At 63.9% G+C, this 25,193-nt stretch carries 29 protein-coding genes; 17 read left to right on the forward strand and 12 right to left on the reverse strand.

Annotation, left to right across the window (positions count from 1 at the left end):
* The first annotated feature begins 8 nt into the window (after positions 1-8).
* The 7 genes from pgk (at position 9) to DC522_RS09540 (ending at position 7,512) form a co-directional block, all read left to right on the forward strand.
* Positions 9-1,199 carry a phosphoglycerate kinase gene (gene pgk, locus DC522_RS09510; RefSeq protein WP_116528470.1) on the forward strand — a complete coding sequence of 397 codons (1,191 nt, stop codon included), beginning with the start codon at positions 9-11 and terminating at the stop codon, positions 1,197-1,199.
* 120 nt (positions 1,200-1,319) lie between these two features.
* Positions 1,320-2,408 carry a class II fructose-bisphosphate aldolase gene (gene fba, locus DC522_RS09515; RefSeq protein ID WP_116528471.1) on the forward strand — a complete coding sequence of 363 codons (1,089 nt, stop codon included), beginning with the start codon at positions 1,320-1,322 and terminating at the stop codon, positions 2,406-2,408.
* 389 nt (positions 2,409-2,797) lie between these two features.
* Positions 2,798-3,448, forward strand: coding sequence for a thiamine phosphate synthase (locus tag DC522_RS09520; RefSeq protein ID WP_116528472.1), 651 nt, complete (start codon positions 2,798-2,800; stop codon positions 3,446-3,448).
* The gene (locus DC522_RS09525) at positions 3,448-4,344 is read left to right on the forward strand and encodes a tetratricopeptide repeat protein (protein ID WP_116528473.1); all 897 of its coding nucleotides are present in this window, start codon (positions 3,448-3,450) and stop codon (positions 4,342-4,344) included. Before DC522_RS09520 ends, DC522_RS09525 begins: the two co-directional genes overlap by 1 nt.
* 269 nt (positions 4,345-4,613) lie before the next feature.
* On the forward strand, positions 4,614-5,408 hold the full coding sequence (locus DC522_RS09530) for an inositol monophosphatase family protein (protein ID WP_116528474.1): 795 nt from the start codon (positions 4,614-4,616) through the stop codon (positions 5,406-5,408).
* Between the two features lie 116 nt (positions 5,409-5,524).
* A complete protein-coding gene (locus DC522_RS09535; RefSeq protein WP_116528475.1) occupies positions 5,525-6,484 on the forward strand; it encodes a MotA/TolQ/ExbB proton channel family protein in 960 nt (319 codons plus the stop codon).
* Positions 6,484-7,512, forward strand: a complete 1,029-nt coding sequence (locus DC522_RS09540) for a peptidoglycan -binding protein (protein ID WP_116528476.1) — start codon at positions 6,484-6,486, stop codon at positions 7,510-7,512. Before DC522_RS09535 ends, DC522_RS09540 begins: the two co-directional genes overlap by 1 nt.
* Positions 7,513-7,515: 3 nt before the next feature.
* On the opposite strand, the gene DC522_RS09545 is transcribed toward DC522_RS09540, so the two are convergent.
* Both DC522_RS09545 and DC522_RS09550 read right to left on the reverse strand, forming a co-directional pair.
* Positions 7,516-7,695: a DUF3606 domain-containing protein gene (locus DC522_RS09545; RefSeq protein ID WP_116528477.1), complete on the reverse strand. Its 180-nt coding sequence runs from the start codon at positions 7,693-7,695 to the stop codon at positions 7,516-7,518.
* An 87-nt stretch (positions 7,696-7,782) separates the two neighbouring features.
* The gene (locus tag DC522_RS09550; RefSeq protein WP_116528478.1) at positions 7,783-9,582 is read right to left on the reverse strand and encodes an ABC transporter transmembrane domain-containing protein; all 1,800 of its coding nucleotides are present in this window, start codon (positions 9,580-9,582) and stop codon (positions 7,783-7,785) included.
* A 163-nt stretch (positions 9,583-9,745) separates the two neighbouring features.
* Here DC522_RS09550 and rpmE point away from each other — a divergent pair, with 163 nt between their 5' ends.
* On the forward strand, positions 9,746-9,985 hold the full coding sequence (gene rpmE, locus DC522_RS09555) for a 50S ribosomal protein L31 (protein ID WP_205769582.1): 240 nt from the start codon (positions 9,746-9,748) through the stop codon (positions 9,983-9,985).
* A 204-nt stretch (positions 9,986-10,189) separates the two neighbouring features.
* On the opposite strand, the gene DC522_RS09560 is transcribed toward rpmE, so the two are convergent.
* Complete coding sequence (locus DC522_RS09560) at positions 10,190-10,723, reverse strand: DUF1465 family protein (protein ID WP_116528564.1); 534 nt, start codon at positions 10,721-10,723, stop codon at positions 10,190-10,192.
* 297 nt (positions 10,724-11,020) lie between these two features.
* Positions 11,021-11,227: a DUF1192 domain-containing protein gene (locus tag DC522_RS09565; protein WP_116528480.1), complete on the reverse strand. Its 207-nt coding sequence runs from the start codon at positions 11,225-11,227 to the stop codon at positions 11,021-11,023.
* 138 nt (positions 11,228-11,365) lie between these two features.
* Between DC522_RS09565 and DC522_RS09570 the strand changes: the two genes are divergently transcribed.
* Together DC522_RS09570 and DC522_RS09575 are read left to right on the forward strand one after the other, a co-directional pair.
* A complete protein-coding gene (locus DC522_RS09570; protein WP_371679252.1) occupies positions 11,366-12,343 on the forward strand; it encodes an NAD(P)H-quinone oxidoreductase in 978 nt (325 codons plus the stop codon).
* Between the two features lie 150 nt (positions 12,344-12,493).
* Positions 12,494-13,207: a DUF1013 domain-containing protein gene (locus DC522_RS09575; protein WP_116528482.1), complete on the forward strand. Its 714-nt coding sequence runs from the start codon at positions 12,494-12,496 to the stop codon at positions 13,205-13,207.
* Between the two features lie 279 nt (positions 13,208-13,486).
* Here DC522_RS09575 and DC522_RS09585 read toward each other — a convergent pair whose 3' ends face one another.
* Entirely contained in the window at positions 13,487-13,699 is a 213-nt protein-coding gene (locus tag DC522_RS09585; RefSeq protein ID WP_116528484.1) for a hypothetical protein, read from the reverse strand.
* Between the two features lie 11 nt (positions 13,700-13,710).
* Entirely contained in the window at positions 13,711-15,624 is a 1,914-nt protein-coding gene (locus DC522_RS09590; protein ID WP_116528485.1) for a propionyl-CoA synthetase, read from the reverse strand.
* Positions 15,625-15,734: 110 nt separating this feature from the next.
* Here DC522_RS09590 and DC522_RS09595 point away from each other — a divergent pair, with 110 nt between their 5' ends.
* The gene (locus tag DC522_RS09595; protein ID WP_116528486.1) at positions 15,735-16,493 is read left to right on the forward strand and encodes a sulfite exporter TauE/SafE family protein; all 759 of its coding nucleotides are present in this window, start codon (positions 15,735-15,737) and stop codon (positions 16,491-16,493) included.
* 205 nt (positions 16,494-16,698) lie between these two features.
* On the opposite strand, the gene DC522_RS09600 is transcribed toward DC522_RS09595, so the two are convergent.
* Positions 16,699-16,881, reverse strand: coding sequence for a YdcH family protein (locus DC522_RS09600; protein ID WP_116528487.1), 183 nt, complete (start codon positions 16,879-16,881; stop codon positions 16,699-16,701).
* A 188-nt stretch (positions 16,882-17,069) separates the two neighbouring features.
* On the opposite strand from DC522_RS09600, the gene DC522_RS09605 reads away from it, so the two are divergent.
* The 6 genes from DC522_RS09605 (at position 17,070) to DC522_RS09630 (ending at position 21,067) form a co-directional block, all read left to right on the forward strand.
* The gene (locus tag DC522_RS09605) at positions 17,070-17,270 is read left to right on the forward strand and encodes a YdcH family protein (protein WP_116528488.1); all 201 of its coding nucleotides are present in this window, start codon (positions 17,070-17,072) and stop codon (positions 17,268-17,270) included.
* Between the two features lie 97 nt (positions 17,271-17,367).
* A complete protein-coding gene (gene purE, locus DC522_RS09610) occupies positions 17,368-17,859 on the forward strand; it encodes a 5-(carboxyamino)imidazole ribonucleotide mutase (RefSeq protein WP_116528489.1) in 492 nt (163 codons plus the stop codon).
* 4 nt (positions 17,860-17,863) lie between these two features.
* Positions 17,864-18,943 (forward strand): 5-(carboxyamino)imidazole ribonucleotide synthase, encoded by a 1,080-nt coding sequence (locus DC522_RS09615; protein WP_116528490.1) that lies wholly within the window; start codon positions 17,864-17,866, stop codon positions 18,941-18,943.
* Between the two features lie 167 nt (positions 18,944-19,110).
* Positions 19,111-19,344 (forward strand): 30S ribosomal protein S21, encoded by a 234-nt coding sequence (gene rpsU / locus DC522_RS09620; RefSeq protein ID WP_047189221.1) that lies wholly within the window; start codon positions 19,111-19,113, stop codon positions 19,342-19,344.
* Positions 19,345-19,584: 240 nt separating this feature from the next.
* Positions 19,585-20,448 carry a tetratricopeptide repeat protein gene (locus tag DC522_RS09625; RefSeq protein ID WP_116528491.1) on the forward strand — a complete coding sequence of 288 codons (864 nt, stop codon included), beginning with the start codon at positions 19,585-19,587 and terminating at the stop codon, positions 20,446-20,448.
* A 19-nt stretch (positions 20,449-20,467) separates the two neighbouring features.
* Positions 20,468-21,067 (forward strand): nucleotidyltransferase family protein, encoded by a 600-nt coding sequence (locus DC522_RS09630; RefSeq protein ID WP_116528492.1) that lies wholly within the window; start codon positions 20,468-20,470, stop codon positions 21,065-21,067.
* Here the strand turns inward: DC522_RS09630 and DC522_RS09635 are convergent.
* The 5 genes from DC522_RS09635 to DC522_RS09655 all read right to left on the reverse strand — a co-directional run bounded on the left by DC522_RS09635 (position 21,062) and on the right by DC522_RS09655 (position 25,135).
* A complete protein-coding gene (locus tag DC522_RS09635; RefSeq protein ID WP_116528493.1) occupies positions 21,062-21,541 on the reverse strand; it encodes a GNAT family N-acetyltransferase in 480 nt (159 codons plus the stop codon). The two genes, DC522_RS09630 and DC522_RS09635, sit on opposite strands and share 6 nt — an antisense overlap.
* Positions 21,542-21,774: 233 nt before the next feature.
* On the reverse strand, positions 21,775-23,172 hold the full coding sequence (locus tag DC522_RS09640) for an NAD(P)(+) transhydrogenase (Re/Si-specific) subunit beta (RefSeq protein ID WP_116528494.1): 1,398 nt from the start codon (positions 23,170-23,172) through the stop codon (positions 21,775-21,777).
* Positions 23,173-23,176: 4 nt separating this feature from the next.
* On the reverse strand, positions 23,177-23,626 hold the full coding sequence (locus tag DC522_RS09645) for a proton-translocating transhydrogenase family protein (RefSeq protein ID WP_116528495.1): 450 nt from the start codon (positions 23,624-23,626) through the stop codon (positions 23,177-23,179).
* Between the two features lie 17 nt (positions 23,627-23,643).
* Entirely contained in the window at positions 23,644-24,780 is a 1,137-nt protein-coding gene (locus DC522_RS09650; protein ID WP_116528496.1) for a Re/Si-specific NAD(P)(+) transhydrogenase subunit alpha, read from the reverse strand.
* 61 nt (positions 24,781-24,841) lie between these two features.
* The gene (locus DC522_RS09655; RefSeq protein ID WP_116528497.1) at positions 24,842-25,135 is read right to left on the reverse strand and encodes an aa3-type cytochrome c oxidase subunit IV; all 294 of its coding nucleotides are present in this window, start codon (positions 25,133-25,135) and stop codon (positions 24,842-24,844) included.
* Positions 25,136-25,193 lie beyond the last annotated feature (58 nt).

Genomic DNA, 25,193 nt, shown 5'->3' on the forward strand with positions numbered 1-25,193 from the left:
CTGCCTCAATGACCGCCTTCCGCACGCTCGACCAAGCCGACGTCAAGGGTAAACGCGTTCTTGTCCGTGTGGACCTCAACGTCCCGATGGAGAACGGCAAGGTGACGGACGCCACGCGCATCGAGCGCGTGCTCCCCACCATCCGGGAAATCGCCGACAAGGGCGGCAAGGTGATCCTGCTCGCCCATTTCGGACGCCCCAAGGGACGCGACCCGAAGGAGTCCCTGAAGCCGGTTGCGGAAGCGGTCTCGCAGCATCTCGGAAAACAAGTGGCCTTCGCCGATGACTGCATCGGCGAAGCCGCATCCAACGCCGTCGCCACGCTGAAAGAAGGCGAGGTGCTTCTTCTCGAAAACACCCGCTTCCATGCGGGCGAGGAGAAGAACGATCCGGCCTTCGTGCAGGAGCTGGCGAAGCTCGGCGATATCTATGTGAACGACGCCTTCTCCGCCGCGCACCGCGCGCATGCTTCGACCGAAGGCCTCGCCCGCGTGCTGCCCGGCTATGCCGGCCGCACCATGCAGGCGGAACTCGATGCGCTCACCAATGGCCTTGAGGCTCCGAAGCGCCCTGTCGTCGCCATCGTCGGCGGCGCAAAGGTTTCGACCAAGATCGACCTTCTCGAAAACCTCGTCACCAAGGTCGATGCCCTCGTCATCGGCGGCGGCATGGCCAACACCTTCGTGCACGCGACAGGCCTCAACATCGGCAAGTCGCTGGCTGAGAAGGATCTCGCTGCGACCGCGATGCGCATCATCGAGAAGGCGCGCGCCTCCAATTGCGCGATTATTCTGCCCGTCGACGGCGTATGCGCCTACGAGTTCAAGGCCGGCGCGCACAATCAGACCTACGGCATCGATGCGATCCCCGAGGATCAGATGATCCTCGACGTGGGCTCGCAATCGGTCGAGCGCATCAATGCCGCGATCAACGATGCGGCGACGCTGGTGTGGAACGGCCCGCTCGGCGCGTTCGAAATCCCGCCCTTCGACCAGGGCACGGTGGCGGCTGCACGTCATGCGGCGCAGCGCACGAAGGAAGGCAAGCTCGTCTCAGTCGCTGGTGGCGGCGACACGGTGGCCGCCCTCAACCACGCTGGCGTTGCGGAAAGCTTCACCTATGTATCCACGGCGGGCGGCGCGTTCCTCGAATGGCTCGAGGGCAAGGCGCTTCCCGGCGTGGAAGCCCTGCACGCTTGAACACCATGCTCCGGCAAAGTGGGTAACCACTTTGCTGAAACCAAACGCTGACTGGATCGCTTAAGCTCAGGTTCAGGTTCCGCGCGTTTAAAGAGCCAAAGCCAACCCGGAGAGGATGAAATGGCCCGCATCACGATGAGGCAGCTTCTGGATCACGCAGCCGAGCAAGGCTATGGCGTGCCTGCCTTCAACATCAACAACATGGAGCAGGCGCTCGCGATCATGGCTGCCGCCAACGAGGTCGATGCGCCGGTGATCATCCAGGCGAGCCGCGGCGCGCGGCAGTATGCCAACGACGTCATGCTCAAGCACATGATGGACGCGGTGACCGAGATCTATCCGCACATTCCGGTCTGCGTGCACCTCGACCACGGCAACGAGCCCGCAACCTGCATGACCGCGATCCAGGCCGGCTTCACCTCGGTGATGATGGACGGCTCGCTCAAGGCCGACGGCAAGACCCCGGGCGACTGGGATTACAATGTCGGCGTCACCAAGAAGGTGGTCGAGATGGCCCATCTCGGCGGCATCTCGGTGGAAGGTGAGCTCGGCGTTCTCGGCTCTCTCGAAACCGGCATGGGCGACAAGGAAGACGGCCACGGCGCCGAGGGCAAGCTCTCGCACGACCAGTTGCTGACGAATCCCGACGAGGCCGTGAAGTTCGTGGCCGAGACGAAGGTCGACGCGCTCGCCATCGCCATGGGCACCTCGCATGGCGCCTACAAGTTCACCCGCAAGCCCGACGGCGCGATCCTCGCGATGCACGTGATCGAGGAGATCCACAAGAAGCTCCCCAATACGCACCTCGTGATGCACGGCTCGTCCTCGGTTCCGCAGGAGCTGCAGGACATCATCAACCAGTACGGCGGCCAGATGAAGCCGACCTGGGGCGTGCCGGTGGAAGAGATCCAGCGCGGCATCAAGCACGGCGTGCGCAAGATCAACATCGACACCGACAACCGCATGGCGATGACCGGCCAGATCCGCAAGGTTCTCAGCGAGAACCCCGGCGAGTTCGATCCGCGCAAGTATCTGAAGCCCGCCATGGAAGCCATGACGAAGCTCTGCAAGCAGCGCCTGCAGGAGTTCAACACCGCAGGCCAGGCCTCGAAGATCAAGCGCGTGTTCACGCTGGCCGAGATGGCCAAGCGCTACGCCTCGGGCGAACTCGACCCGACCTTCGGCTCCAGCCGTCAGGCGGCCGAGTAAAGAGGCTGAAAGCGGTTCCCTCTTTTCCCGCCCCCTTGCAGGGAGGGATCGAGGGTGGGGGTTGGAAAGTCGGGGCGCTGTGCATGATCCAGACAGCACAGCAGCCATACAACGTCATGGCCGGCCTTGTGCCGGCCATCCCGATCCGAAAGGCACTGTGCCTCAAACAATCGGGATCACCGGGACAAGTCCGGTGATGACAGGGGTGGACTGGTTAAGCGCTCACCCGGTCATACCCCCCATCCCCTGCCCCTCCCCGCAAAGGGAGACGGGATTAGGCGGGCGTGCTCACACAGTCGCCCTAATCGTCATCGACAAGCGGGGCCTCGCAAGATGGCCCCGTTTTCGCTATGGGATGCCTGTCCTTCGTTTTCCGAGTTCCGTGATCGATGTCCGAGCCCGCTCGCCTTTATCTCATCACCCCCGTTCTGGAGGATGCCTCCTTCGCTCCCAAGCTGGCCGAGGCCTGCAAGGGCGGAGCCGTGGCCGCCGTGCTGCTGCGCCTAGGCGCCGCCGACGAGCGCAGCCTCACCAACCTGGTGAAGGCGCTTGGCCCCTCCGCTCAGGATCACGGGGCGGCCCTCATCGTGGCCACCGAGGGTGATGTCGATCTCGCCAACGTGGCCGTGCGCGGCGGCGCGGACGGAGCCCATCTTTCGGGTGCGACCCCAGCGCAGGTCCGCGAGCTGCGCGAGCGCCTGAAGGCCGAGCGCGCCATCGGCGTGGGCCATATCCGTACCAAGGACGATGCGATGAGCCTCGGCGAGGCCGGGGTCGACTATTTACTCTTCGGCGAGCCTCGCCGTGACGGCTCCCTCCCCTCTCTCGAAAGTGTCGCCGAGCGTGCCGCCTGGTGGGCCGAGATCTTCGAGACGCCCTGCGTCGCCTATGCACCGAGCCTGGACGCGGTCGAGACTCTCGCCGCCACGCATGCGGAATTCATCGCACTCGGCGATGCGGTCTGGAGCCATCCGGATGGCCCTGCCGCTGCCGTGAAGGCTGCCGCCGAGACCCTCGCCCGGCTGGAGGGCTCGCATTGATGCGGGCCTATTTTATCGGCGGCGTCCTGCTGCTGGCCTCCGTCGTCGGAGTGCAGGCAGCCGAGCCCGATCTCGCCTATGGCGCCTATCAGCGCGGCCTCTACCAGACGGCCTTCCGCGCGGCGACCCTGCGGCTGGAGCGAAATAAGAACGATGCCGCCGCCATGACCCTTCTGGGCGAGCTCTACAATCAAGGCCTTGGGGTAAGGCTTGATCCGAAGAAGGCTGCCGAGTGGTATCAGCTGGCGGCCCAGCGGGGTGACGCCAATGCCATGTCGTCGCTGGGGCTCATGACGCTCGACGGACGCGGCGTGCAGAAGAACCCGGCCCAGGGCAAAGCTTGGCTCGAACAAGCTGCAGCCAAGGGCAATGGTGTGGCCTGCCACAACCTCGCCCTGCTGCTCCTCACCAGCGGCTCCGACATGGACCTCGAGCAGGCCGTCGAGCTGCTGCGCAAGGCCGCGGATGCAGAGATCCCTGATGCCCAGCATGCGCTTGGCGTGCTCTATCTGAAAGGGCGCGGCGTGGCGAAGGACGCCTCGGAAGCCGCCCGCCTCTTCGAGCGCGCCGCCAGGAACGGCAGCTCCGTGGGCGAGGTGGAATACGCGATCCTGCTCTTCAATGGCGAGGGCGTGACGGCAAGCGAGTCCCAGGCCGCGCGCTATTTCCGCCGCGCTGCCGCCAAGGGCAACGCCATTGCCCAGAACCGCCTGGCCCGTCTGCTTGTGGCCGGCCGGGGCGTGCCCGCCAACAAGGTCGATGCTGCCGCCTGGCATATTCTTGCCGCGGCCCAGGGCCTCACCGATCCATGGCTCGACAACGCCCTGAAGGATCTCACGGCCGAGGAGCGGACCCGCGCCGAGAGGCTCGCCGCCGAACGGCTCGGCATGCGGTAAAGGCAGCTTTTGTTGTCATCACCGGCCTTGTGCCGGTGATCTCGGTTCGCAAAGCGCAGCGCTACTCTATGTCGGGATGGCCGGGACAAGCCCGGCCATGACGAAGGAAAACTCACCCTAACTGAGGCCGGCTCTGACCGACACCCGCACAAAATCGCAAGGGCCTGGGATCAATTAAGCAATGGCTTGGTTATCCCCCGCTTGACGCCAACCCTCCCGTGGTCCATCGACCACTCATCAATTTTGCTCTTTGCCAGGACCTGCCCACCATGATCCGCTCGCCCCTCATGACCGTCATGACCGATGCCGTGATGAAGGCCTCGCGCTCCCTGAAGCGCGATTTCGGGGAGGTGGAGAATCTGCAGGTCTCCCGCAAGGGCCCCGGCGATTTCGTGTCCGCCGCCGACCGCAAGGCGGAGAAGATCCTGCGTGAGGCGCTCGAAAAGGCCCGCCCCGGCTACGGCTTCGTCATGGAGGAGCAGGGTGTCGTCGAGGGCACCGACACGAGCCACCGCTGGCACATCGACCCGCTCGACGGCACCACGAACTTCCTGCACGGCCTGCCGCAATTCGCGATTTCCGTCGGCCTCGAGCGCGACGGCCAGATCGTGGCCGGCGTGATCTACGATCCCGCCAAGGACGAGCTGTTCATCGCCGAGAAGGGCAAGGGCGCCTATCTCAACAACCGCCGCATCCGCGTGGCGGCCCGCACCGAAATTCCCGATGCGGTCGTGGCCTGCGGCCTGCCGCATATCGGCAAAGGCGATCACGGCCTTTTCCTGCGCGAAAGCGCTTCCGTCATGGCCAATGTGGGCGGCATGCGCCGCTGGGGCGCGGCATCCCTCGATCTCGCCTATGTGGCCTGTGGGCGCTTCGACGCCTATTGGGAGCGCGGCCTGAGCTCCTGGGACATGGCGGCGGGCATCATCATGGTCCGCGAGGCCGGCGGCTTCGTCTCCGATGCGGACGGCGTTCCGAACCCGATGGCCACCGGCTCCATCGCCTGCGGCAACGAATACATGCATCGCGAGCTGCTGAAGCTGCTCAAAAAGGCCAAAGGCTGAGGCCGGAGACGGATATTTCTGCTCCTGTCCCCAGGCGACGCCATGCTCGTGCTTGATCCTTGAGACCGGGGCGGTCACATTAGAACCGTCCCGAAGCACTTGAGCACAGGATAACGATGGCGGACCAACCCCTTACCCCACCGCGGATCTACCTTATCCGCATGGCGGTCTTTCTGGTTTTGGCAGGGTTTATCGCTTTCATCCTGTACCGGCAGATCTGGGAGGCCTTCCAGGCGAATCCCGGCCTCAACGCCCTGATCCTGGGCGTGATGTTCATCGGCATCGTGCTCGCCATCCGGCAGGTCTGGCGCCTGTTTCCTGAAGTGCGCTGGGTCAACACCCTGCGGCAGACCGAGGAAGGTTTAGTCGCCCCGACCGCGCCCGTGCTGCTGGCTCCCATGGCCGCCTTCATCAGCAACCGCTCGGGCAACTCGCTCTCCATTGCGGCCATGCGCTCGCTCTTGGATTCGGTTGGCGCGCGCCTGGACGAGAGCCGCGAGATCCTGCGCTACATGGCGGGTCTTCTGGTTTTCTTAGGCCTGCTTGGCACCTTCTGGGGCCTCATCGATACGGTTGGATCCGTCGGACGGATCATCGGGTCACTCCGCACGGGCCAGGACACGGCCGTCCTCTTCGATGAGCTGAAGAATTCGCTGGCCGGCCCTCTCCAGGGCATGGGCCTCTCCTTCTCGGCCTCGCTCTTCGGTCTGGCCGGATCGCTCGTTCTCGGCTTCCTCGACCTCCAGGCCGGACAAGCCCAGAACCGTTTCTACACCGAGCTGGAGGATTGGCTTGCCACCTCCACCTCCGACACACCCAGCGATACTCCCCTGCGCTCGACAACCCCGCACGACCTGACGGTGGCCCTCAACCGGCTGACCGCCGCCGTGAACGATGGCGCAGGCGGACGGGCAGCGACGCAGGCGATGGCAAACCTTGCCGAAGGGGTGCAGGGCCTCGTCCAGCACATGCGCGCGGAACAGCAGATGATCCGTGATTGGGTCGAAGCCCAAGCCGCCCGCGAGAAGGAGCTGAAGCAGGTGCTCGACCGCATCTCCCGTGAAAGGCTCTCCTGATGCCGGTCTCGACCTCAGGCGGACGCAGGCGCGGGCGCAGCAGCCAGATCAATTACTGGCCGGGCTTCGTGGATGCGCTGTCGACATTGCTCCTCGCCATCATCTTCCTGATCTCGGTGTTCACGGTGGGACAGTTCTTCCTGTCCCGCGAGCTTTCGGGCCGCGACACCGTGCTCGACCGCCTCAACCGGCAGATCGCGGAACTCACCGATCTCCTCTCCCTCGAACGCTCGGGCCGTCGCACGGCAGAGGAAAGCCTGACGTCCCTGCAGAGCACGCTCAGAGCCGCCGAGGCCGAGCGGGCCCGCCTGCAGGGCCTTGTGGAATCAGGCGGCGCGGCGCAGGCGCAGGCCGGCGAGTTGAACGCTGCCCTTGAGGCCGAGAAGCAGGCCACCGGGCGCGCTTTAAGCCAAGTCGAGATCCTCAACCAGCAGATCGCCGCCATGCGCCGCCAGCTCGCGGCGTTGGAAGAGGCGCTTTCAGCCTCCGAAAACCGGGACAGGGAAAGCCAGGCCCGCATCGCCGATCTTGGCAGCCGCCTCAATGTGGCCCTGGCTCAGCGTGTTCAGGAGCTCGCGCGCTATCGCTCCGATTTCTTCGGCCGCCTGCGCCAGATCCTCGGCAACCGTCCCGATGTGCGCATCGTGGGAGACCGCTTCGTCTTCCAGTCGGAAGTGCTTTTCCCGGCCGGTCAGGCCTTCCTGCGTCCTGAGGCATCGGGCGAGATCGACCGGATCGCGGCTGCACTCGTAGAACTGGAAAAGCAGGTTCCGCCGGATATTCCATGGGTGATCCGCGTCGATGGCCATACCGACCAGCGCCCGATCAACACCCCGCAATTCCCGTCGAACTGGGCTCTCTCCTCGGCCCGAGCCATCGCGGTGGTTCAGGCCCTGATCGCCCGAGGCGTGCAGCCCCAGCACCTCGTCGCCGCAGGCTTCGGCGAGTACCAGCCACTCGACAACGGCACGACGGAAGAAGCTTACGCCCGCAACCGCCGCATCGAGCTGAAGCTGACGGAGCGGTGAGGATCAGCCCTCCTTGCCGAGCGCACGGGCCACGTCCTTTACGTCAACGCCGACACGCTTGATGGTCTCGATCAGCTGCTGGCGCGGAACGCCCCATTTGTCGGACCAATAGCGCATCTCCCAATCCTCATAGAGGTTGATGCGGGCCGAATCCTGCGGATGCCTCCTGAAGGTCGCCGCCATTCCCGGTCTCCCCGAGCGTTCAAAGGGCCGATCTGCGCCGGCCCCTGAAACAACCGAAAAATCGGGAATTCGTTCGGCGCGATACGTCTACTCAGCCGCCAGACCGTGCTCTTGCGCGCCTGTGAACTGAAGCCGCGCAAGACGGGCATAGAGCCCGCCCTGGTTGAGAAGGGTTTCGTGTGTCCCCTCCTCCACGATCCGGCCCTTGTCCATGACGAGGATGCGGTCCGCCGAGCGCACGGTGGCGAGGCGATGGGCAATCACGAGGGTCGAGCGGCCTTCCATCAGCCGGTCGAGGGCCTCCTGAACCTTGCGCTCGCTTTCCGCATCGAGGGCCGAGGTGGCCTCGTCGAGGAGCAGGATCGGCGCGTCCTTCAGGATCGCGCGGGCAATCGCGAGCCGTTGGCGCTGGCCTCCGGAGAGCGTCACGCCGCGCTCGCCGATGAGGGTCGCATAGCCCTGCGGCAGAGCCTCGATGAACCCATGGGCCGAGGCGAGTTCCGCCGCGCGGCGCACCTCCTCCTCCGAGGCCTCGGGGCGTCCGTATCGGATATTGTCGAGCACGCTCGCAGCAAAGATCGTGGGCTCCTGCGGCACCAGGGCCATGCGGGCCCGAAGGGCAAACGGATCCGCCTCGGTGATCGGCACGCCGTCGACACGGATCGTGCCGCTTTGGGGATCATAAAAGCGCAGCAGCAGCTGGAGAATGGTGCTCTTGCCCGCCCCCGAAGGGCCGACAATGGCAACCCGCTCGCCTGAGGCCACCGCGAAGCTCAGGCCATGCAGCGCGCGCTGCTCGGCGCGGGTGGGATAGGCGAAATGCACATCGTCGAAAGCCACGGTGCCGAGCGGAGGCTGCGGCAGGGGCTTCGGATTGCGCGGAGCCTCGATGGCAGGCTTGGCGGCCAAGATTTCCCCTAAGCGCTCCGCCGCACCTGCGGCCTGCGACAGTTCACCATAGACCTCGGAGAGCTGGCCGAGCGAGCTTGCTGCAAAGACCGCATAGAGCACGAACTGCGACAACCGCCCGCCGGTCATGACGCCTGCGAGCACATCCTGCGCGCCGTACCAGAGCACGCCCACCACGCTCGCCGAGACCATGAAGATGCCGGCTCCCGTGAGAAACGCGCGCATGGTCGTGGAAAGCCTGGCAGCGCCGAAGGCGTCCTCGGCAGCCAGGGCGAAGCGGGAGGCGGTGAGGCTCTCCATGCCGAAGGCCTGCATGGTCCTGACCGCGCCGATGGCCTCCGCCGCATAGGCCGAGGCGTCGGCCAGCCGATCCTGCGCCGCCCGGGAGCGCCGCCGCACCGCCCGGCCCGAGAGGATGAGGGGCAGCACGATCACCGGGATCGCGAGCAGCACGAGGGCCGAGAGCTTCGGGCTCGTGATCGTCATGAGCGTCACGGCACCCAGGAAAAGAAAGGCGTTACGAAGCGCAATCGAGATGCTGACCCCGAAAGCCGCCTTCACCTGGGTGGTGTCGGCGGTCAGCCGCGAGACGATTTCGCCGCTCTTGGTCTGGTCGAAGAAGGCGGGGTCGAGCGACGTCAGATGCCGGAACACGGCGGAGCGCAGGTCAGCCACGACCCGCTCGCCTAAGGTGATGACCAGATAATAGCGAAGTGCGCTCGAGATGGCGAGTACGGCCACCACCACGACGAGGAGAGTGAAATAGGCATTGATGTAGGCCCGCCCCTCCTCCGAGAACCCGAAATCCACCACCCGGCGCACGGCGATCGGCACCACGAGCGTCGCTGCGGAGGCTATGGTGAGCGCAGCCAGCGCGCCCGCGATCCTTCCCTTGTAAGCCAGGCCATAGGGAATAAGCGGTTTGAGGGCGCTGAGCGCGGCTTTGGGACGGTGTTGGGCGTTTGGCAGCTCGGCCATGGAAGCCTTCAATTGCGGAATTCGCGGGTTTGACGGGTTTAACACCTTTGCCCCGGCTTGTTTCAAGGCTCTAAGTGAGTTATAGGCGCGCATTCACCAATTCAGGCTCGATCTTACGCTGCGGGCTGACCAGATGTGGTTGGCCGCAAGAAGGACTATGGCAATGGCTCGCAAAGAAACCGATCACCCCGACTACCATTTCATCAAGGTGGTCATGACCAACGGCACCGAGTACACCACTCGCTCGACCTACGGCAAAGAGGGCGACACCCTCAACCTCGACATCGACCCGAACACCCATCCGGCCTGGACCGGCGGTACGCAGCAGCTGCTCGACCGTGGCGGCCGCGTGTCGCGCTTCAACACGAAGTTCGGCAACCTGGGCATCGGCGGCAAGAAGTAATCCAGTTCATTCTGGACACTTCGACGGACAAGCAAAAAGCCCCGCTTTCGCGGGGCTTTTTCTTTTTCTTCGATCATACTCCGCCCTCATCCTGAGGAGCAGACGCAGTCTGCGTCTCGAAGGAGACTCCAGTGCACTCTGAATCCTCCTTCGAGACGGCGCTACGCGCCTCCTCAGGATGAGGGCGGTGCATTGCACGGAGCCTTATTCCGCCGAGCCGAAGGCCCGCTCCAGCATGCCGAGCTGGAGGGCCACCGGGTTTGGCTCCTGAGGCAGAGGCGGTGCTTCCAGCGCCTCCGCGAGCAGGCGCTCGAGATGAAGGATGCGGGCGTGGAGCCGGGTCGCAAGCCCGATCAGCTCGCGCAGGCGTGCCGGCAGGGCTTCGTATTCGACAAGCGTCGTTATGGCGTCATGGGAGTTCAGGCGCACACGGGCCTTCTCGGTCCGGGCCTGGTCCGGGGTGATCTCGCCTTCGGCGACCGCGCGCTGGAGTAGAAGCCAGGAGGCGATCTGCATGAGACGGGTCGTCAGGCGCATGCTCTCGCTGGCGTAAGCCACGCTCGCCTCACGCTGCAGGAGGCGCGATGCCTCACGGCCGGGGCCGTCAAGATAGGCGGCCGTCTCCTCGACCAGCTCCATGCCCTCCTGGAAGAGAGCCGTGAAGGCTTCGGATCCCACAAAGTTCTGCCCGAAACGGACAGGATCGACGTCAAGTTTGATCACGTCGGGCTCGTTCAAGAGACCGTCTCCCAAGGCGTTCCTCCGGTTGCAAGCCGGAAAAATGTTCGTTGTCGAAGGGGAATATAGAACGGGCTTTCCAAGGATGCTCTGGTAACCTCTTCTTAAGGTTAAACCGAGAAGCCCTGACAAAAATCGAGCCGCTGACGCGGCTCTTGGCAAAAATCGAGCCGCTGACGCGGCTCTTGGGAAGTCTAACAGGGAGGCGTCAAACAGAGTGGGAGGAAGAACCACTCGGAACGTCCAGCGGGAGAGAACCGGACGCCTTCATGAGACACCGAAATCATTAAAACCACGTTAACCTTGTCCGAGCTTGAAGAAGGCACTGGCGGCGGCGCGGGAATCTTCCTTGGCGGCCTTCGCCTCCTTCAGGCGGGCGATTTCCTTTTCCAGCATAGCGACGCGTTCATCGAGCTCGTCGACGGAGAGCATCGAAAGGTCCTGGCCAATCTCGTGGGCGCTCACGATCTTGCGGGGCTCATCGGCGAAGGGATCGAAGGCCATGGCGTTCTCCTTCTCAATAGATGTCCACTGAACGGATGTCCACTGAACGTTAATCCGGTATGCATTCCTTGCCAACTTCGCCCTATATGGGCGGAGCTTGACCAAAGGAGGGAAATTATGGAGCCGATTCCAGGCACGATGCGAGCGGTGATCGCGGACGGCAGTGGCGGACCCGAGGTCCTCAAGGTGGTCGAGCGGCCGGTGCCGCAGCCGAAAGAGGGGGAAATCCTGGTGCGGGTGCGGGTCGCGGGCGTGAACCGCCCGGATGTGATCCAGCGCCAGGGCGGCTACCCCCCTCCCCCCGGCGCACCGGATATCCTTGGCCTCGAGATCGCGGGCGAGGTCGTGGGCTCGGACCCGAACGCCAACCGCTTCAAGGCAGGTGACAAAGTCATGGCCCTGGTGGCAGGCGGCGGATACGCCGATTACGCCGTGGTCCATGAGAGCAATACCCTCCCTGTTCCGGAAGCCCTTTCCCTGGAAGAGGCCGGCGCGGTGCCGGAAACTTACTTTACCGTCTGGACCAACGTGTTCGAGCGCGGCGCCCTCAAACCCGGCGAGACGCTGCTCGTCCATGGCGGCTCCTCGGGCATCGGCACCACGGCGATCCAGCTCGCGAAGGCCTTCGGGGCCAAGGTGATTGCGACGGCAGGCTCTGCCGAGAAATGCGAGGCCTGCCTGCGGCTCGGGGCAGACGTGGCCGTCAATTACCGGGAGCAGGACTTCGTCGCCGCCGTGAAGGAAGCCACCGGCGGCGGGGGCGCGGACGTGATCCTCGACATGGTGGGCGGCGACTACATTCCCCGCAATCATGAGGCCGCAGCCCAGGACGGCCGCATCGTCCAGATCGCCTTCCTTAAGGGCAGCAAGGTCGAGCTCGATTTCCGCCGCCTCATGCTGAAGCGCCTGACCCATACGGGTTCCACCCTGCGCTCCCGCTCGGTTGCCGAGAAGGCCGCCATCGCCGAGGCTTTGGAGACCAAGGTGCTGCCGCTCCTGGCCGAAGGGCGCTGCAAACCCGTGATGGATTCAACCTTTGCTTTGGAGGATGTAGCCCAGGCTCATGCCCGGATGGACGGGGGCGAGCATATCGGGAAGATCGTTTTGCGCCTTTAAGGTTTGCAACATCGCCCCACGCTCCCTATAATCATCCTGTTTCCCTCACAATGTGAGACGAGATGCTCCGGTCCGGACCGGTTCGGAGCGCAAGAGAGTTTTGCCGTGCGGCGCCGATGTCCGGTGCCCGGCTTGAAGGAGGTTCGCCCCATGTCCCAGGGACCGCTGATGCCGAAGGCGACGGCCGTTTGGCTCGTCGAGAATACATCCCTGTCGTTCGACCAGATCGCCGATTTCTGCAAGCTCCACCCGCTCGAGGTGAAGGGCATCGCGGACGGCGAAGTCGCGGCGGGCATCAAGGGCCTCGATCCGATCACCACGGGCCAGCTGACCCGCGAGGAGATCGAAAAGGCTCAGAACAACCCGAACCACCGCCTGAAGCTCGCCGAGTCGCGCGTGAAGCTGCCCGAGCAGAAACGGGTCAAGAAGGGCCCGCGCTACACGCCCGTCTCGCGCCGCCACGACCGCCCCAACGCGATCCTCTGGCTCGTGCGCAACCATCCGGAACTCAAGGACGCGCAGATCATGCGTCTGGTGGGCACCACCAAGACCACGATCCAGCAGGTCCGCGACCGCACTCACTGGAACTCGGCCAGCCTCACCCCCATGGACCCGGTGACGCTGGGTCTCTGCTCGCAGATCGACCTGGACTTCGAGGTGCAGCGCGCCGCCAAGGACCGTCCGCAGGTGGAGCCGCAGGAATACAGCGGCACCCTGATGCCGGCGGAAATCTCGACCGCCGAGCCCGAGCCCAGCGAGCCCTTCGCCGATATGAGCCGCCCGAAGCCGGCCCAGGAAGACATCGACGTCAACTCGGTCTTCGCCAAGCTCAAGCAGCTCAAGCGCTCGGACGACGAGGAATAAGACGAAAAAGGCCCGGATCGCTCCGGGCCTTTTTGTTTCAGCCTTGCGCTATCCAGGACCGGCCATGCCGTCAGGAATGGCACTCTCCTCGTCATCACCGGCCTTGTGCCGGTGATCTCGATCACGAGATGCCGCACCTTTCCAATCGAGATGGCCGGGACAGATCCCCGGATCAAGTCCGGGGACGGCCATGACAAGAAAGTTGCCGATCGGGCAAACGGAGATGACGACCATGCGTGGGTGCGCCACATCCGTAGCTTGGGCCAGCGTCCGTTTCGCTCAACCTTGCCGTTTAGGCTCACGCTTGCGTGCTTTGGGCGACCTCTCCCGGTTCCTTTCGAATGTGGCCTTGGCACTGACAGCTTCTTGCCGCGCCGAGCCGCGTGCGTTCTTCAACGCCGCATGCTGCCGGGCTTCCTCATCCGTCGTCAGCACCTGCGCCAGGAGCGCCTCGAAGTGCGCCTTGGCATCCTCCTTCGACTGTTTCGTCATCCTTACGCCTTTCAGCCCGCCACGCCCCTGCTCTTCAGCACGTCACTAATCTCTTCAAGGATCGCGGGATCGTCGATGGTGGCGGGCATGTTCCATTCGTCGCCGTCGGCGATCTTCTTCATGGTGCCGCGCAGGATCTTGCCTGAGCGGGTCTTCGGCAGACGCGGCACGGTGATGGCGAGCTTGAAGGCCGCCACCGGGCCGATCTTCTCGCGCACGAGGCCCACCAGCTCCTTCTCGACCTCGTCAGACGTTTGCTGCACGCCGGATTTCAGCACCACGAAGCCGCAAGGCACCTCGCCTTTCAGCGCATCCTTCACGCCGATCACGGCGCATTCGGCGACTGCCGGATGGGAAGCGAGAACCTCCTCCATGCCACCGGTGGAGAGACGGTGGCCCGCCACGTTGATGATGTCGTCGGTACGGCCCATCACCCACACATAGCCGTCCTCGTCGATGTAGCCGGCATCCGAGGTGTTGTAGTAGCCCGGATAGGTAGTGAGATAGGAATCCTTGAAGCGCTCATCCGCCTGCCAGAGCGTCGGCAGGCAGCCGGGAGGCAGCGGCAGCCTGATGGCGATGGTGCCCATGGCGCCAGGACCCACGGACTTGCCGCCCTCGTCGAGGACGTCGAGCGCATAACCCGGCATCGCCACCGTGGGCGAGCCGTGCTTGACGGGCAGCGCACCAAGACCGAGCGGATTGCCCGCGACGGGCCAACCCGTTTCCGTCTGCCACCAATGGTCGATCACGGGCACGTCGAGGATGTTCTCGGCCCATCGCACCGTGTCGGGATCCGCCCGCTCGCCTGCGAGGAAAAGAGCGCGGAAGTGCGAGAGGTCGTATTTCTTGAGAAGATCCGCATTCGGATCTTCCTTCTTGATCGCGCGGAAGGCGGTGGGAGCGGTGAACAGCGTCACGACCTTGTGGTCGGAGATCACGCGCCAATAGGCGCCGGCATCCGGCGTGCCCACGGGCTTACCCTCATAGAGAATCGCCGTGCAGCCATGCAGCAGCGGGCCATAGACGATGTAGGAATGGCCCACGACCCAGCCGACGTCGGATGCTGCCCAGAACACTTCGCCGGGCTTGACGCCGTAGAAATTGCTCATGGTCCATTTGAGCGCGACCATATAGCCGCCATTGTCGCGCACCACTCCCTTCGGCTTGCCGGTGGTGCCGGAGGTGTAGAGCACGTAGAGCGGATCGGTGGCTGCAACCGGCACGCAATCGGCGTGTTTGCCTGCAGCCCTGGCGTTGGCAACCTCCTGCGCCCAGTCGAGATCGCGTCCTTCAACGCGCGAGCATTCGAGCTGCTGGCGCTGATAGATCAGGCAAGCATCGGGCTTGGTGGCAGCGAGCTGGATCGCCTCATCGAGCAGCGGCTTGTAAGCCACGACCTTCGAGCCCTCGATGCCGCAGGAAGCGGAGAGAATGACCTTCGGCTTCGCGTCATCGATGCGGGTTGCAAGCTCCTTCGCCGCGAAGCCGCCGAACACCACGGAATGGATCGCGCCGATGCGTGCGCAGGCCAGCATCGCGAATGCAGCCTCTGGGATCATCGGCATGTATATGATGACGCGGTCTCCCTTCTCGACACCCATGTCGTGCAGCACGGCTGCGAGCGCGGACACCTCGTCCTTCAATTCGGCGTAAGAAATACTGCGCTTCGCGTTCGTGACGGGGCTGTCGTAGATGATGGCGGGCTGATCGCCGCGCGTTTGCGCATGACGGTCGACGGCGTTGTAGCAGGTGTTGCACAGCGCACCCTCGAACCAGCGGCCATAGGCACCTGCCTGTGGGTCGAATACCTTATCGGCAGGCCTGAACCAGTCGATCTCCTGGGCGGCCTCGCGCCAGAACCCTTCCGGATCGGACTTCCAGCGCGCATACACCTCATGATAGCGGCTTTGGGTTGATGGCATGGCGTTTCCCCGTTGCAGTCACCGCATGAGACTTGTGTCTGCCGTTGTGGTAGCAGGCAAAGCTGCCGTGGTCAGCGGCGACTTTCGGCGAGTGCCCTTAAGGTTTTTCAATGATCACCAACCCTCTTTTTTATGCCGCCGCCATCCCGGCCATCACGCTCATGGGCCTCGCCAAGGGCGGCTTCTCGGGGCTTGGACTTCTCTCCCTGCCGCTGATGGCGCTGGTGGTCTCGCCGGTGCAGGCAGCTGCGATCACGCTGCCGATCCTCATCGTGCAGGATGTCGTCTCCGTCTGGGCCTATCGTTACACATGGGACAAGCGCAACGTGGTGCTGCTGGTGGCGGGAGCGATATCAGGCATCCTCACGGGATATCTCCTGGCAGCGCAGGTGTCGGATGCTGCGATCAAGCTCGCCGTCGGCGTGATCTCCGTCGCCTTTGCGATCCGCCGGATGGCATTGGAGCGCAGCGCCACTCCGCCGGAGGCAGCTCCCGCCGATACCCCGCGCGGCCTCTTCTGGGGCTGGGTGACGGGTTTTACCAGCATGATCGCCCATGCGGGCGGGCCACCTTTCCAGATCTACGTGATGCCGCAGAAACTGCCGCGGGATGTCTTCGTCGGAACGGGCGCCGTCTTGTTCGCGATCGTCAACTGGATCAAGGTGCCGCCCTATGTGGCGCTCGGCCAGCTCACGACGGAGAACCTTGCCACCGCAGCCGCGCTTTTTCCGGTGGCGATCGCCTCGACCTGGGCAGGCGTCCTGCTCGTGCGGCGGGTGTCCGGCCAGAGCTTCTACACGGCCGTCTACATTCTGCTGGTGCTGGTCGGTGCGAAGCTCATCTATGACGGCGCGAGCGCACTCGTCTAGCGCATCGTGCGGAACCGAAGGTCCGCGTCAGCGAAAAGTGGACCCGGTTTTCCGCATAAACGATGCGCTCCTCTCAAGAATGAGCATCGGACCCAAAAGTGCAAGTCCACTTTAGGGTCCGCTGCTCTAAGGCCTCTTACAAGAAAAAGCCGCCGCTCCTCAAAGGAAGCGACGGCTCTCGGTGGGAGTGTTTTGAAGATCGTCTTTAATGCACCGCCGTATCTGAGCTTCTCAGACGGGTAATCTCATCCTTCAGTTGGAGTTTCTTCCGCTTCAGTTCCGCGAGTTTCATATCATCCATGGACGGGCTGTTGAGAGCATCCTGGATCTCGCGCTCGATAGCCCGATGCTTACGCTCAAGCTCCGTCAGATGGTTCTGCAGCGGCATGTCAGTTCCTCCTGTTCGATACCTGACAATACTTATTTAGCCAGACTCACTGTGGCGAGTCGAAGGCAAAATTTGCAAAATCGAGAGGTGAAGATGCGGTCCTCATCTTGCCCTTCGGGAGGCTTGAGAGCATAATTCCGCCCTCTCGCCGGGTCCCTTTAGGACACGGACATCTGGATCGATTTTCAATGACCGAACTGGCTGAATTGGAAGCGGAATTGGCGCGCCTCAAGCAGGAGCACCGCGATCTCGACATGGCCATCGACGCCCTCGAGAGCATGATCGCCGGGGACCAGCTCCAGGTTCAGCGCCTGAAGAAGCGCAAGCTCGTCCTGAAGGACCAGATCATCCGTTTGGAAGACCAGATCACGCCCGACATCATCGCCTGATAAAACTCCTCTTTCGGCGGCAAATGCTTGCCTGCCGTGAGAGCCTTCGCTATGTCCGGCTTTCAAATCCTTAGGCCTTGAAAGCCGGAGCACATCTATGGCGCAAGCCCCCGTTGCCATCATCATGGGCAGTCAGTCGGACTGGGCGACCATGCGCCACGCCGCCGAGACCCTGGACGCGCTCGGCATCGCTTACGATGCCCGAATCGTTTCCGCCCACCGCACGCCGGACCGGCTCGTCGCTTTCGCCAAGGGGGCCAAGGCCGAGGGATTCCAGGTGATCATCGCGGGCGCAGGGGGCGCTGCGCATCTGCCCGGCATGACCGCCTCCATGACCCCCCTCCCCGTCTTCGGCGTTCCGGTGGAATCGAAGGCGCTGTCGGGCCAGGACAGCCTGCTCTCCATCGTCCAGATGCCGGCCGGCATTCCGGTGGGAACGCTCGCCATCGGCAAGGCCGGCGCCGTGAACGCGGCACTTCTGTCCGCCGCCGTGCTCGCTCTCCACGATCCTGCTCTTGCCGGACGGCTCGATGCCTGGCGCAAGCGCCAGAGCGACAGCGTGGCCGAACGCCCCTCCGACGAAGGCTAACCTCATGATCCGTCCAGGCTGCACCATCGGAATCCTAGGCGGCGGGCAGCTCGGCCGCATGATGGCCATGGCTGCGGCACAGCTCGGCCTCAAGGCCCATATCTACGCGCCGGAAGAGAACAGCCCCGCCTTCGACGTCGCGGCGGAGGTCACCATCGCTCCTTACGAGGACGAGGCCGCCCTGGTGCGCTTCGCCAGGGCCGTGGACGTGGTGACGTATGAATTCGAGAACGTGCCGAGCGAAACTGCCGCGACGCTGAGCGCCCACACGCTGCTCGCGCCCAATGCGCAGGCCTTGGCCGTGTCGCAGGACCGTTTCCTGGAAAAGACTTTCATCTCCGGCCTCGGCATTCCGGTTGCTCCCTTCGCGGGCTTCTCCAACGAGGCGGAGCTGGATGAGGCCGTGGAACGGCTGGGCCGCCCCGCCGTGCTCAAGACCCGGCGCTTCGGCTATGACGGCAAGGGCCAGGTGATGATCCGGCCCGAGACCGATCCTGCCGCCGCCTGGGCCGAGCTGGGCCGCACGCCTTGCATCCTCGAAGGCTTCGTGCCCTTCGAGCGGGAGGTCTCGGTGGTGGCGGCCCGCACGGCCTCCGGGGCCTTCGCGGCCTATGACCTCTGCGCCAACGAGCACCGCCACCACATCCTCGACACCACGCGGGTTCCGGCGGGCGTCTCGGAAGCGACAGAAGCCGAGGCGATGCGGATTGCCAAGGCCATCGCCGATGCCCTGGATTATATCGGCGTGCTCGCCGTCGAGCTGTTCCTGGTGACGGAAAACGGACAGGAGCGCCTGGTGGTGAACGAGATCGCCCCCCGGGTGCACAATTCCGGCCATTGGACCCTCGGCGGGGCCTCAACGTCCCAGTTCGAGCAGCATATCCGAGCCGTCTGCGGCTGGCCTCTCGGCTCGCCCGCGCGTCTGGGCCGGGTGGAGATGCAGAACCTCATCGGCCATGATGCCGATGAATGGGAGCGGATTCTGGCCGAGCCCGGCGCTCATCTGCACCTCTACGGCAAAGCCGAGGCCCGTTCTGGCCGCAAGATGGGTCACGTAACCCGAGTTTTCCCTGAAAAGGCTTGAACCTTTTAAAAACTCGGAAGTTGATATCCTGGCGCGGCGCTTTTGTCGGAAGGAACCCTGGACAGGCAAGGCTTCTTCTGGTATCGACGCCAGCCAGATTGAGGTGCGCATGACGCGCCTCGTTTTCTTTTACACAATCGAAACGGTTCAAAATACGAGGAATTCGCGTGCAGGTTCTTGTCCGGGATAACAACGTCGATCAGGCGCTCCGCGCTCTCAAGAAGAAGATGCAGCGTGAGGGCATCTTCCGCGAGATGAAGCTCCGCGGTCACTACGAGAAGCCGTCTGAGAAGAAGGCCCGCGAAAAGGCCGAGGCCGTCCGCCGCGCTCGCAAGCTCATCCGCAAGCGCATGCAGCGCGAAGGCCTTCTGCCTTCCAAGCCGCGCACTTCGGCTCGCTAAGACTTCACGCCGGCCTCTTCTCGAGGCCAGCCCGTCGATTGTGAATCAGCGCCTTCTGCGCAAGCAGGGGCGCTGTTTGCATGTCTGGGCCCTGCTTCGGCGACCTTTTGACCCAAGCCTTTGGCCTTCTGCGGAATTTTATCCTTGACACTGCCTTTGTGTTGCCGTGTTTCACGGCTGTTAAGGTTTATCCGCTAAACCACCCCTCACCTTGTTGAGTAACGAAGTTTGGAGACGAAGGTGATCGCCCCATCGATTCGCCGTTTTGCACCCTTGAGCCTGGCCCTGACCGCTTTGAGCCTTGCCGCCTGCAACACGGTGGGAGGCGGCGCCCCCACCCAGCGGATCGCCGTGGTCGAAGAGGACACGCAGGGCACGAGCCAAGTGAACATCGCGTCCCTGTCCGATGTCATCCAGCGCAACCCGAACGATCCGAGCGCCTATAACACCCGTGGCGCAGCCTATGCCCGCGTGGGCCGCTACAGCGACGCCATGGCGGACTTCACCAAGGCGATCCAGCTCGATCCCAACTACGCCCCAGCCTACACGAACCGCGCCCTGGCCCTGCGCCAGACGAACCGGAACGACCAGGCGCTGGCGGACTTCACTCGCTCCATCCAGGCCGATCCGAATTACGGTCCGGCCTATATCGGCCGCGCCAACCTGCTGCGGACGCAGGGCGCCTATCAGGAAGCCCTGAACGACCTGAACATGGCGACCCGCCTCCTGCCCGAATCGGCCGAGGCGCTCCATTCGCGCGGCCTGCTCTATCAGCGCCAAGGCCTGCACCAGCAGGCGATCCTGGACTTCGACGCCACCATCGACCGCAACCCCTTCGTGGGAGCGCCTTACGCGGCCCGCGGCCAGAGCTACGTGGCGACGAACCAGTTCGACAAGGCCATCGAGGACTTCAACGCGGCGCTCAACGTCAACAACAAGGACGCCGATTCCTGGGCGTGGCGCGGCGTGGCGATGGAGCGCAAGGGCGACCGCCAGGGCGCGATCGAGAGCTATTCCCGCGCGCTCGCCCTCGACAGCTCGAACTCGGTGGCCCGCCAGGGCAATTCCCGCCTCCAGGGCGGCGTGGCGACCCTGTTCCGGTAATCCCGGCGACAGGCGCGGCATGAAGCTCGCTGCCCCTCTCCTGCGGAGCGTCACCGATATTGCGAGACTGCTCGAAGCGCATGCGGATCTGCATGCGCTTCTTTTGCATGTGGAGAGCCTCGATCTGCCGGATGGCTGGATCGGCGCCGGCTTCATCCGCAATGCCGTTTGGGATGTGCTTCATGACCGCCGCATCGATGCCTCACGGCCTAATGATGTAGACGTGGTTTTCCTCGATCCCGCCAACACTCATGAGGCGCATGATGTTGCCATTGCGAACAAGCTCCGGTTGCTTGCGCCGGGCATTCCTTGGGAGGTGAAGAACCAAGCCCGCATGCATCAACGCAACAGGGACGCGCCTTACCCGAGCATGTTCGAGGCCATCGCCTGCTGGCCGGAGACCGCCACCGCGATTGCAGCGAGAACGGTGCGAGGCCACGTCGAGATCATCGCGCCTCACGGCATCGATGATCTCGTCAACCTGATCGTAAGGCCGACGCCTGCGTTTGCTCACAAGATGGATATCTACCGCGCGCGCATACAGGCCAAGAACTGGGCAGTCCGCTGGCCTAGGCTCACCCTCCTGACGGGCAAGGGGGCCATTCAATCTGCTTCATAGTTCCTTCTTCAGGAACGCCACGTAAGGCTCGAAGCCGAACTGGCTGTAGGTGCGCACGGCGCGCTCATTGGCGATGAGAGCGCCGATCATGAGGCGCTTGAGGCCCGCCTCTTTCGTGAGGCGCTCGGCCTCGTTCAGCAGCATCCGGCCGATGCCTTTGCCGCGCCATTCCTCGTGGATGATGAGATCCGTCACCGTGCCGTGGCTGCGGACGTCCGCGGCGACATAGGCGGCATCCTGGTCGAGCGAGAAGCCCATCGCTCCGACGACAACGCCATCAATCTCAGCCAGGACGATGCGACCGTTGCGCCGCGTAAGCCGCATCATGAGCTCGTCGTAATAGGCATTGGCTCCATCGTAGTCGCGGCGGCGGTCGCCCACGAGATCGGCCTCGAAGACATTGAGCTGATGGATCAGCTCCACGACCGTGTCGCGATCATGAGGCAAGGCTGTGCGCAGGGTGATGGAGGGCATGACGGAATCCGGGACGGCTTGAGAGGGCCCCTCTTAAACCAGCTTTCGTACGTTTCGTCATGTCCACTTCGACATGCCCCTCCTCGTCATGGCCGGGCTCGTCCCGGCCATCCCGATGAAGAAGGGCGTTGCGCCTGGCAGAAGCGAGATCACCGGCACAAGGCCGGTGATGACGATGACGGGCAAAAAAATGCCCGGCTTCGTGCCGGGCATCGTTTCGTGTGTCGCAATGATCAGAGACTCTTCAAAATCTCGTCCACCACCTTCTTGGCATCGCCGAAGAGCATCATGGTGTTGTCGCGGAAGAACAGCTCGTTCTCCACGCCCGCGTAACCCGAGCCCATGCCGCGCTTGATGAAAAGTACCGTCTTGGCCCTCTCCACATCGAGGATCGGCATGCCGAAGATCGGCGAGGAAGGGTCGGTCTTCGCAGCCGGGTTCGTGACGTCGTTGGCGCCGATCACGAAGGCCACGTCAGCCTGCGCGAACTCGCCGTTGATGTCTTCCAGCTCGAACACCTCATCGTAAGGCACGTTGGCTTCGGCAAGCAGCACGTTCATGTGGCCGGGCATGCGGCCTGCCACCGGGTGAATGGCGTATTTCACCTCGACGCCTTCCTCCTTCAGCTTGTCGGACATTTCACGTAGGGCATGCTGCGCCTGCGCCACTGCCATACCATAGCCCGGCACGATGATGACCTTCGCCGCGTTCTTCATGATGAAGGCCGCGTCGTCCGCCGAGCCCTGCTTCACGGGACGCGTCTCGACCGCCCCGCCGGCAGCGCCCGCCGTTTCACCGCCAAAGCCGCCGAGGATGACGGAGATGAAGGAGCGGTTCATGCCCTTGCACATGATGTAGGACAGGATCGCGCCCGACGAGCCGACCAGAGCGCCCGTGATGATGAGCGCGAGATTGCCCAGCGTGAAGCCGATGCCCGCAGCCGCCCAGCCAGAGTAGGAGTTGAGCATCGACACCACGACCGGCATGTCCGCGCCGCCGATGGGGATGATGAGCGTGATGCCGAGCACGAAGGACACCAGCACGATGAGCCAGAAGAGCGTGTGACTCTCGGTGCGGATGAAGAGGACGAGCAGCGTCAGCAGCAATCCGCCCAGGACGAGGTTGATGATGTGGCGGCTCGGCAGCAGGATCGGCTTGCCGGACATGCGCCCGTCAAGCTTCAGGAACGCGATCACCGAACCGGTGAAGGTGATGGCGCCGATGGCGACGCCCAGACCCATCTCGAAGAGCGAGCCGCCATGGATCGTCCCCACGGTGCCGATGCCGAAGGCCTGCGGCGCATAGAGCGCGCCTGCGGCGACAAGCACGGCGGCAAGACCCACGAGGGAGTGGAAGGCGGCCACCAGCTGCGGCATCGCCGTCATGGGCACGCGCTTGGCCACCACCGCGCCGATGGCGCCGCCGATCACGAGACCCCAGAAGGCCAGGAACCAGCCGCCGAAGCCTTCCGGGGGCTGCACCAGGAGCGTGGTGAGGATCGCGATGCCCATGCCCACCATGCCGAAGAGATTGCCCTGACGGGAGGTGGTGGGATGGGACAGGCCACGCAGCGCCAGGATGAAGAGGACGCCGGAGACGAGATAGAGGATCGAGGCAAGGTTTGCCGACATGGCCTCAACCCTTCTTGCGATACATGGCGAGCATGCGCTGGGTCACCAGGAAGCCGCCGAAAATGTTGATGCTTGCCAGGATGAGGCCGATGAAGCCGAGCGCCCGCGCCCAGACCGGGCCGTCGCCAAGGCCATCGGCCACATTGACGCCGACCGCCAGCAGCGCGCCGACCACGATCACCGAGGAGATCGCATTCGTCACCGACATGAGCGGCGTGTGCAAGGCGGGCGTCACCTGCCAGACCACGTAGTAGCCGACGAAGATCGCCAGCACGAAGATGGCCAGACGAAACACGGTGGGATCCACCGCGCCATGCGTGACGGTGGAGACGGCTGCGCCTGCGGCAGCTGCCACCTGATCGGCTAGGACTTGCGCTTGCTCTGCGGCGCGCTGGGCAGTTTCAGCCGCTGCGCGGGCCTGCTCGGCGGCCTGTTCGGGCGTGAGTGTCGCCATGAGATCCCCCTGGTAACTTAGGCTTTGGGCTGGAAGGCGGGGTGAACCACCGCGCCGTCCCGGGTCAGGCAGGTCGCCTTCACGAGTTCGTCGTCCCATTTGACGGAGAGCGCCTTGCTCTCCTTGTCGACGAGGGTCTCGACGAAGGCATAGAGGTTCTTCGCGTAGAGGCTGGAGGCCGTGGCGGCGAGGCGTCCGGGCATGTTGAGATGGCCCACGATCTTCACGCCGTTATGCTCCACAACCTGCCCTGGTTGCGCCAGCTCGCAATTGCCGCCGCGCTCGACCGCGAGATCGACAATCACGGAGCCGGGCTTCATGGATTCCACCATGGCGCGGGAGACGAGCTTGGGCGCAGGACGGCCGGGGATGAGGGCCGTGGTGATGACGATATCCTGCTTGGCGATGTGGGAGGCGACCAGCGCCGCCTGCTTCGCCTGATACTCAGCCGACATCTCCTTGGCGTAGCCGCCGGCCGTCTCGGCCTGCTTGAACTCTTCGTCCTCGACCGCAACGAACTTGGCGCCGAGACTTTCCACCTGCTCCTTGGCAGCCGGGCGCACGTCTGTGGCGGTCACCACCGCGCCGAGGCGGCGGGCCGTGGCAATGGCCTGAAGGCCTGCGACGCCCGCACCCATGACGAAGACGCGGGCCGCCGGAACCGTGCCGGCTGCCGTCATCATCATCGGCATGGCACGACCATATTCGGCAGTGGCATCGACCACGGCGCGGTACCCGGCAAGGTTTGCCTGGGAGGAGAGAACGTCCATCACCTGCGCACGGGTGATGCGGGGCATCAGCTCCATGGCGAAGGCAGCAACCTGGGCAGCGGCCAGGTTTTTCAGAGCCGCATCCTGGCCGTAAGGGTCCATGATGGAAATCAGAAGCGCGCCGGGCTTCGCGCCGGTGAGTTCGCCGTCAGCAGGGCGGCGGACCTTCAGGATGATGTCGGCATCCCGTAAGGTCTCCTCACGGGAGGGCGCGATGACGGCGCCGGACGCATCGAGCTCGGCATCCGTGATGCCGGCCTTCGTGCCGGCTCCAGCCTGGACCACCACGTCGGCGCCAAGGCCTTTGTACTTCTTGACCGTCTCGGGCGTTGCGGCGACGCGGGTCTCCGCTCCCTCGGTTTCGGAAAGAACGGCGATTCGCATAAATGCCCCTTTGGATCGGTTGAGACAAAGAAAAGGCCCTTGAAACAGGGCCCTTTGCTGCTCAGTAGAGGAAGAGTGCCAGAAGCAGAAGCACGCCCACGGCGGCCGGGGCACGAACCCCGATCGAGGGAGCGATTGCCCCGAATGCCCCCGCAGCGAGTGACAGGATGACCCCGAAAATCGCCGTCAGCCAGGCATGCTTGATGCCGCCAACGGCCAGAGCCAGAACGTGACAGACGACAACGGCCGTGCCGATCTCGGCAAACCGCACGAACCCGTTGTAGGTCACCTCATGGGCAGGGCCGTCCATCTCCGGACTATAACCCCCATGCGGCGCATGTTTTGTATCGGCCATGATTCAACGCCCTATTAGCATCGGTTGTTAATTGCTGCGTTTAACGCATGCGGTGAGG

This window comes from Microvirga sp. KLBC 81, from assembly GCF_003075415.1.
In the GTDB taxonomy this organism is placed as follows: Bacteria; Pseudomonadota; Alphaproteobacteria; order Rhizobiales; family Beijerinckiaceae; genus Microvirga.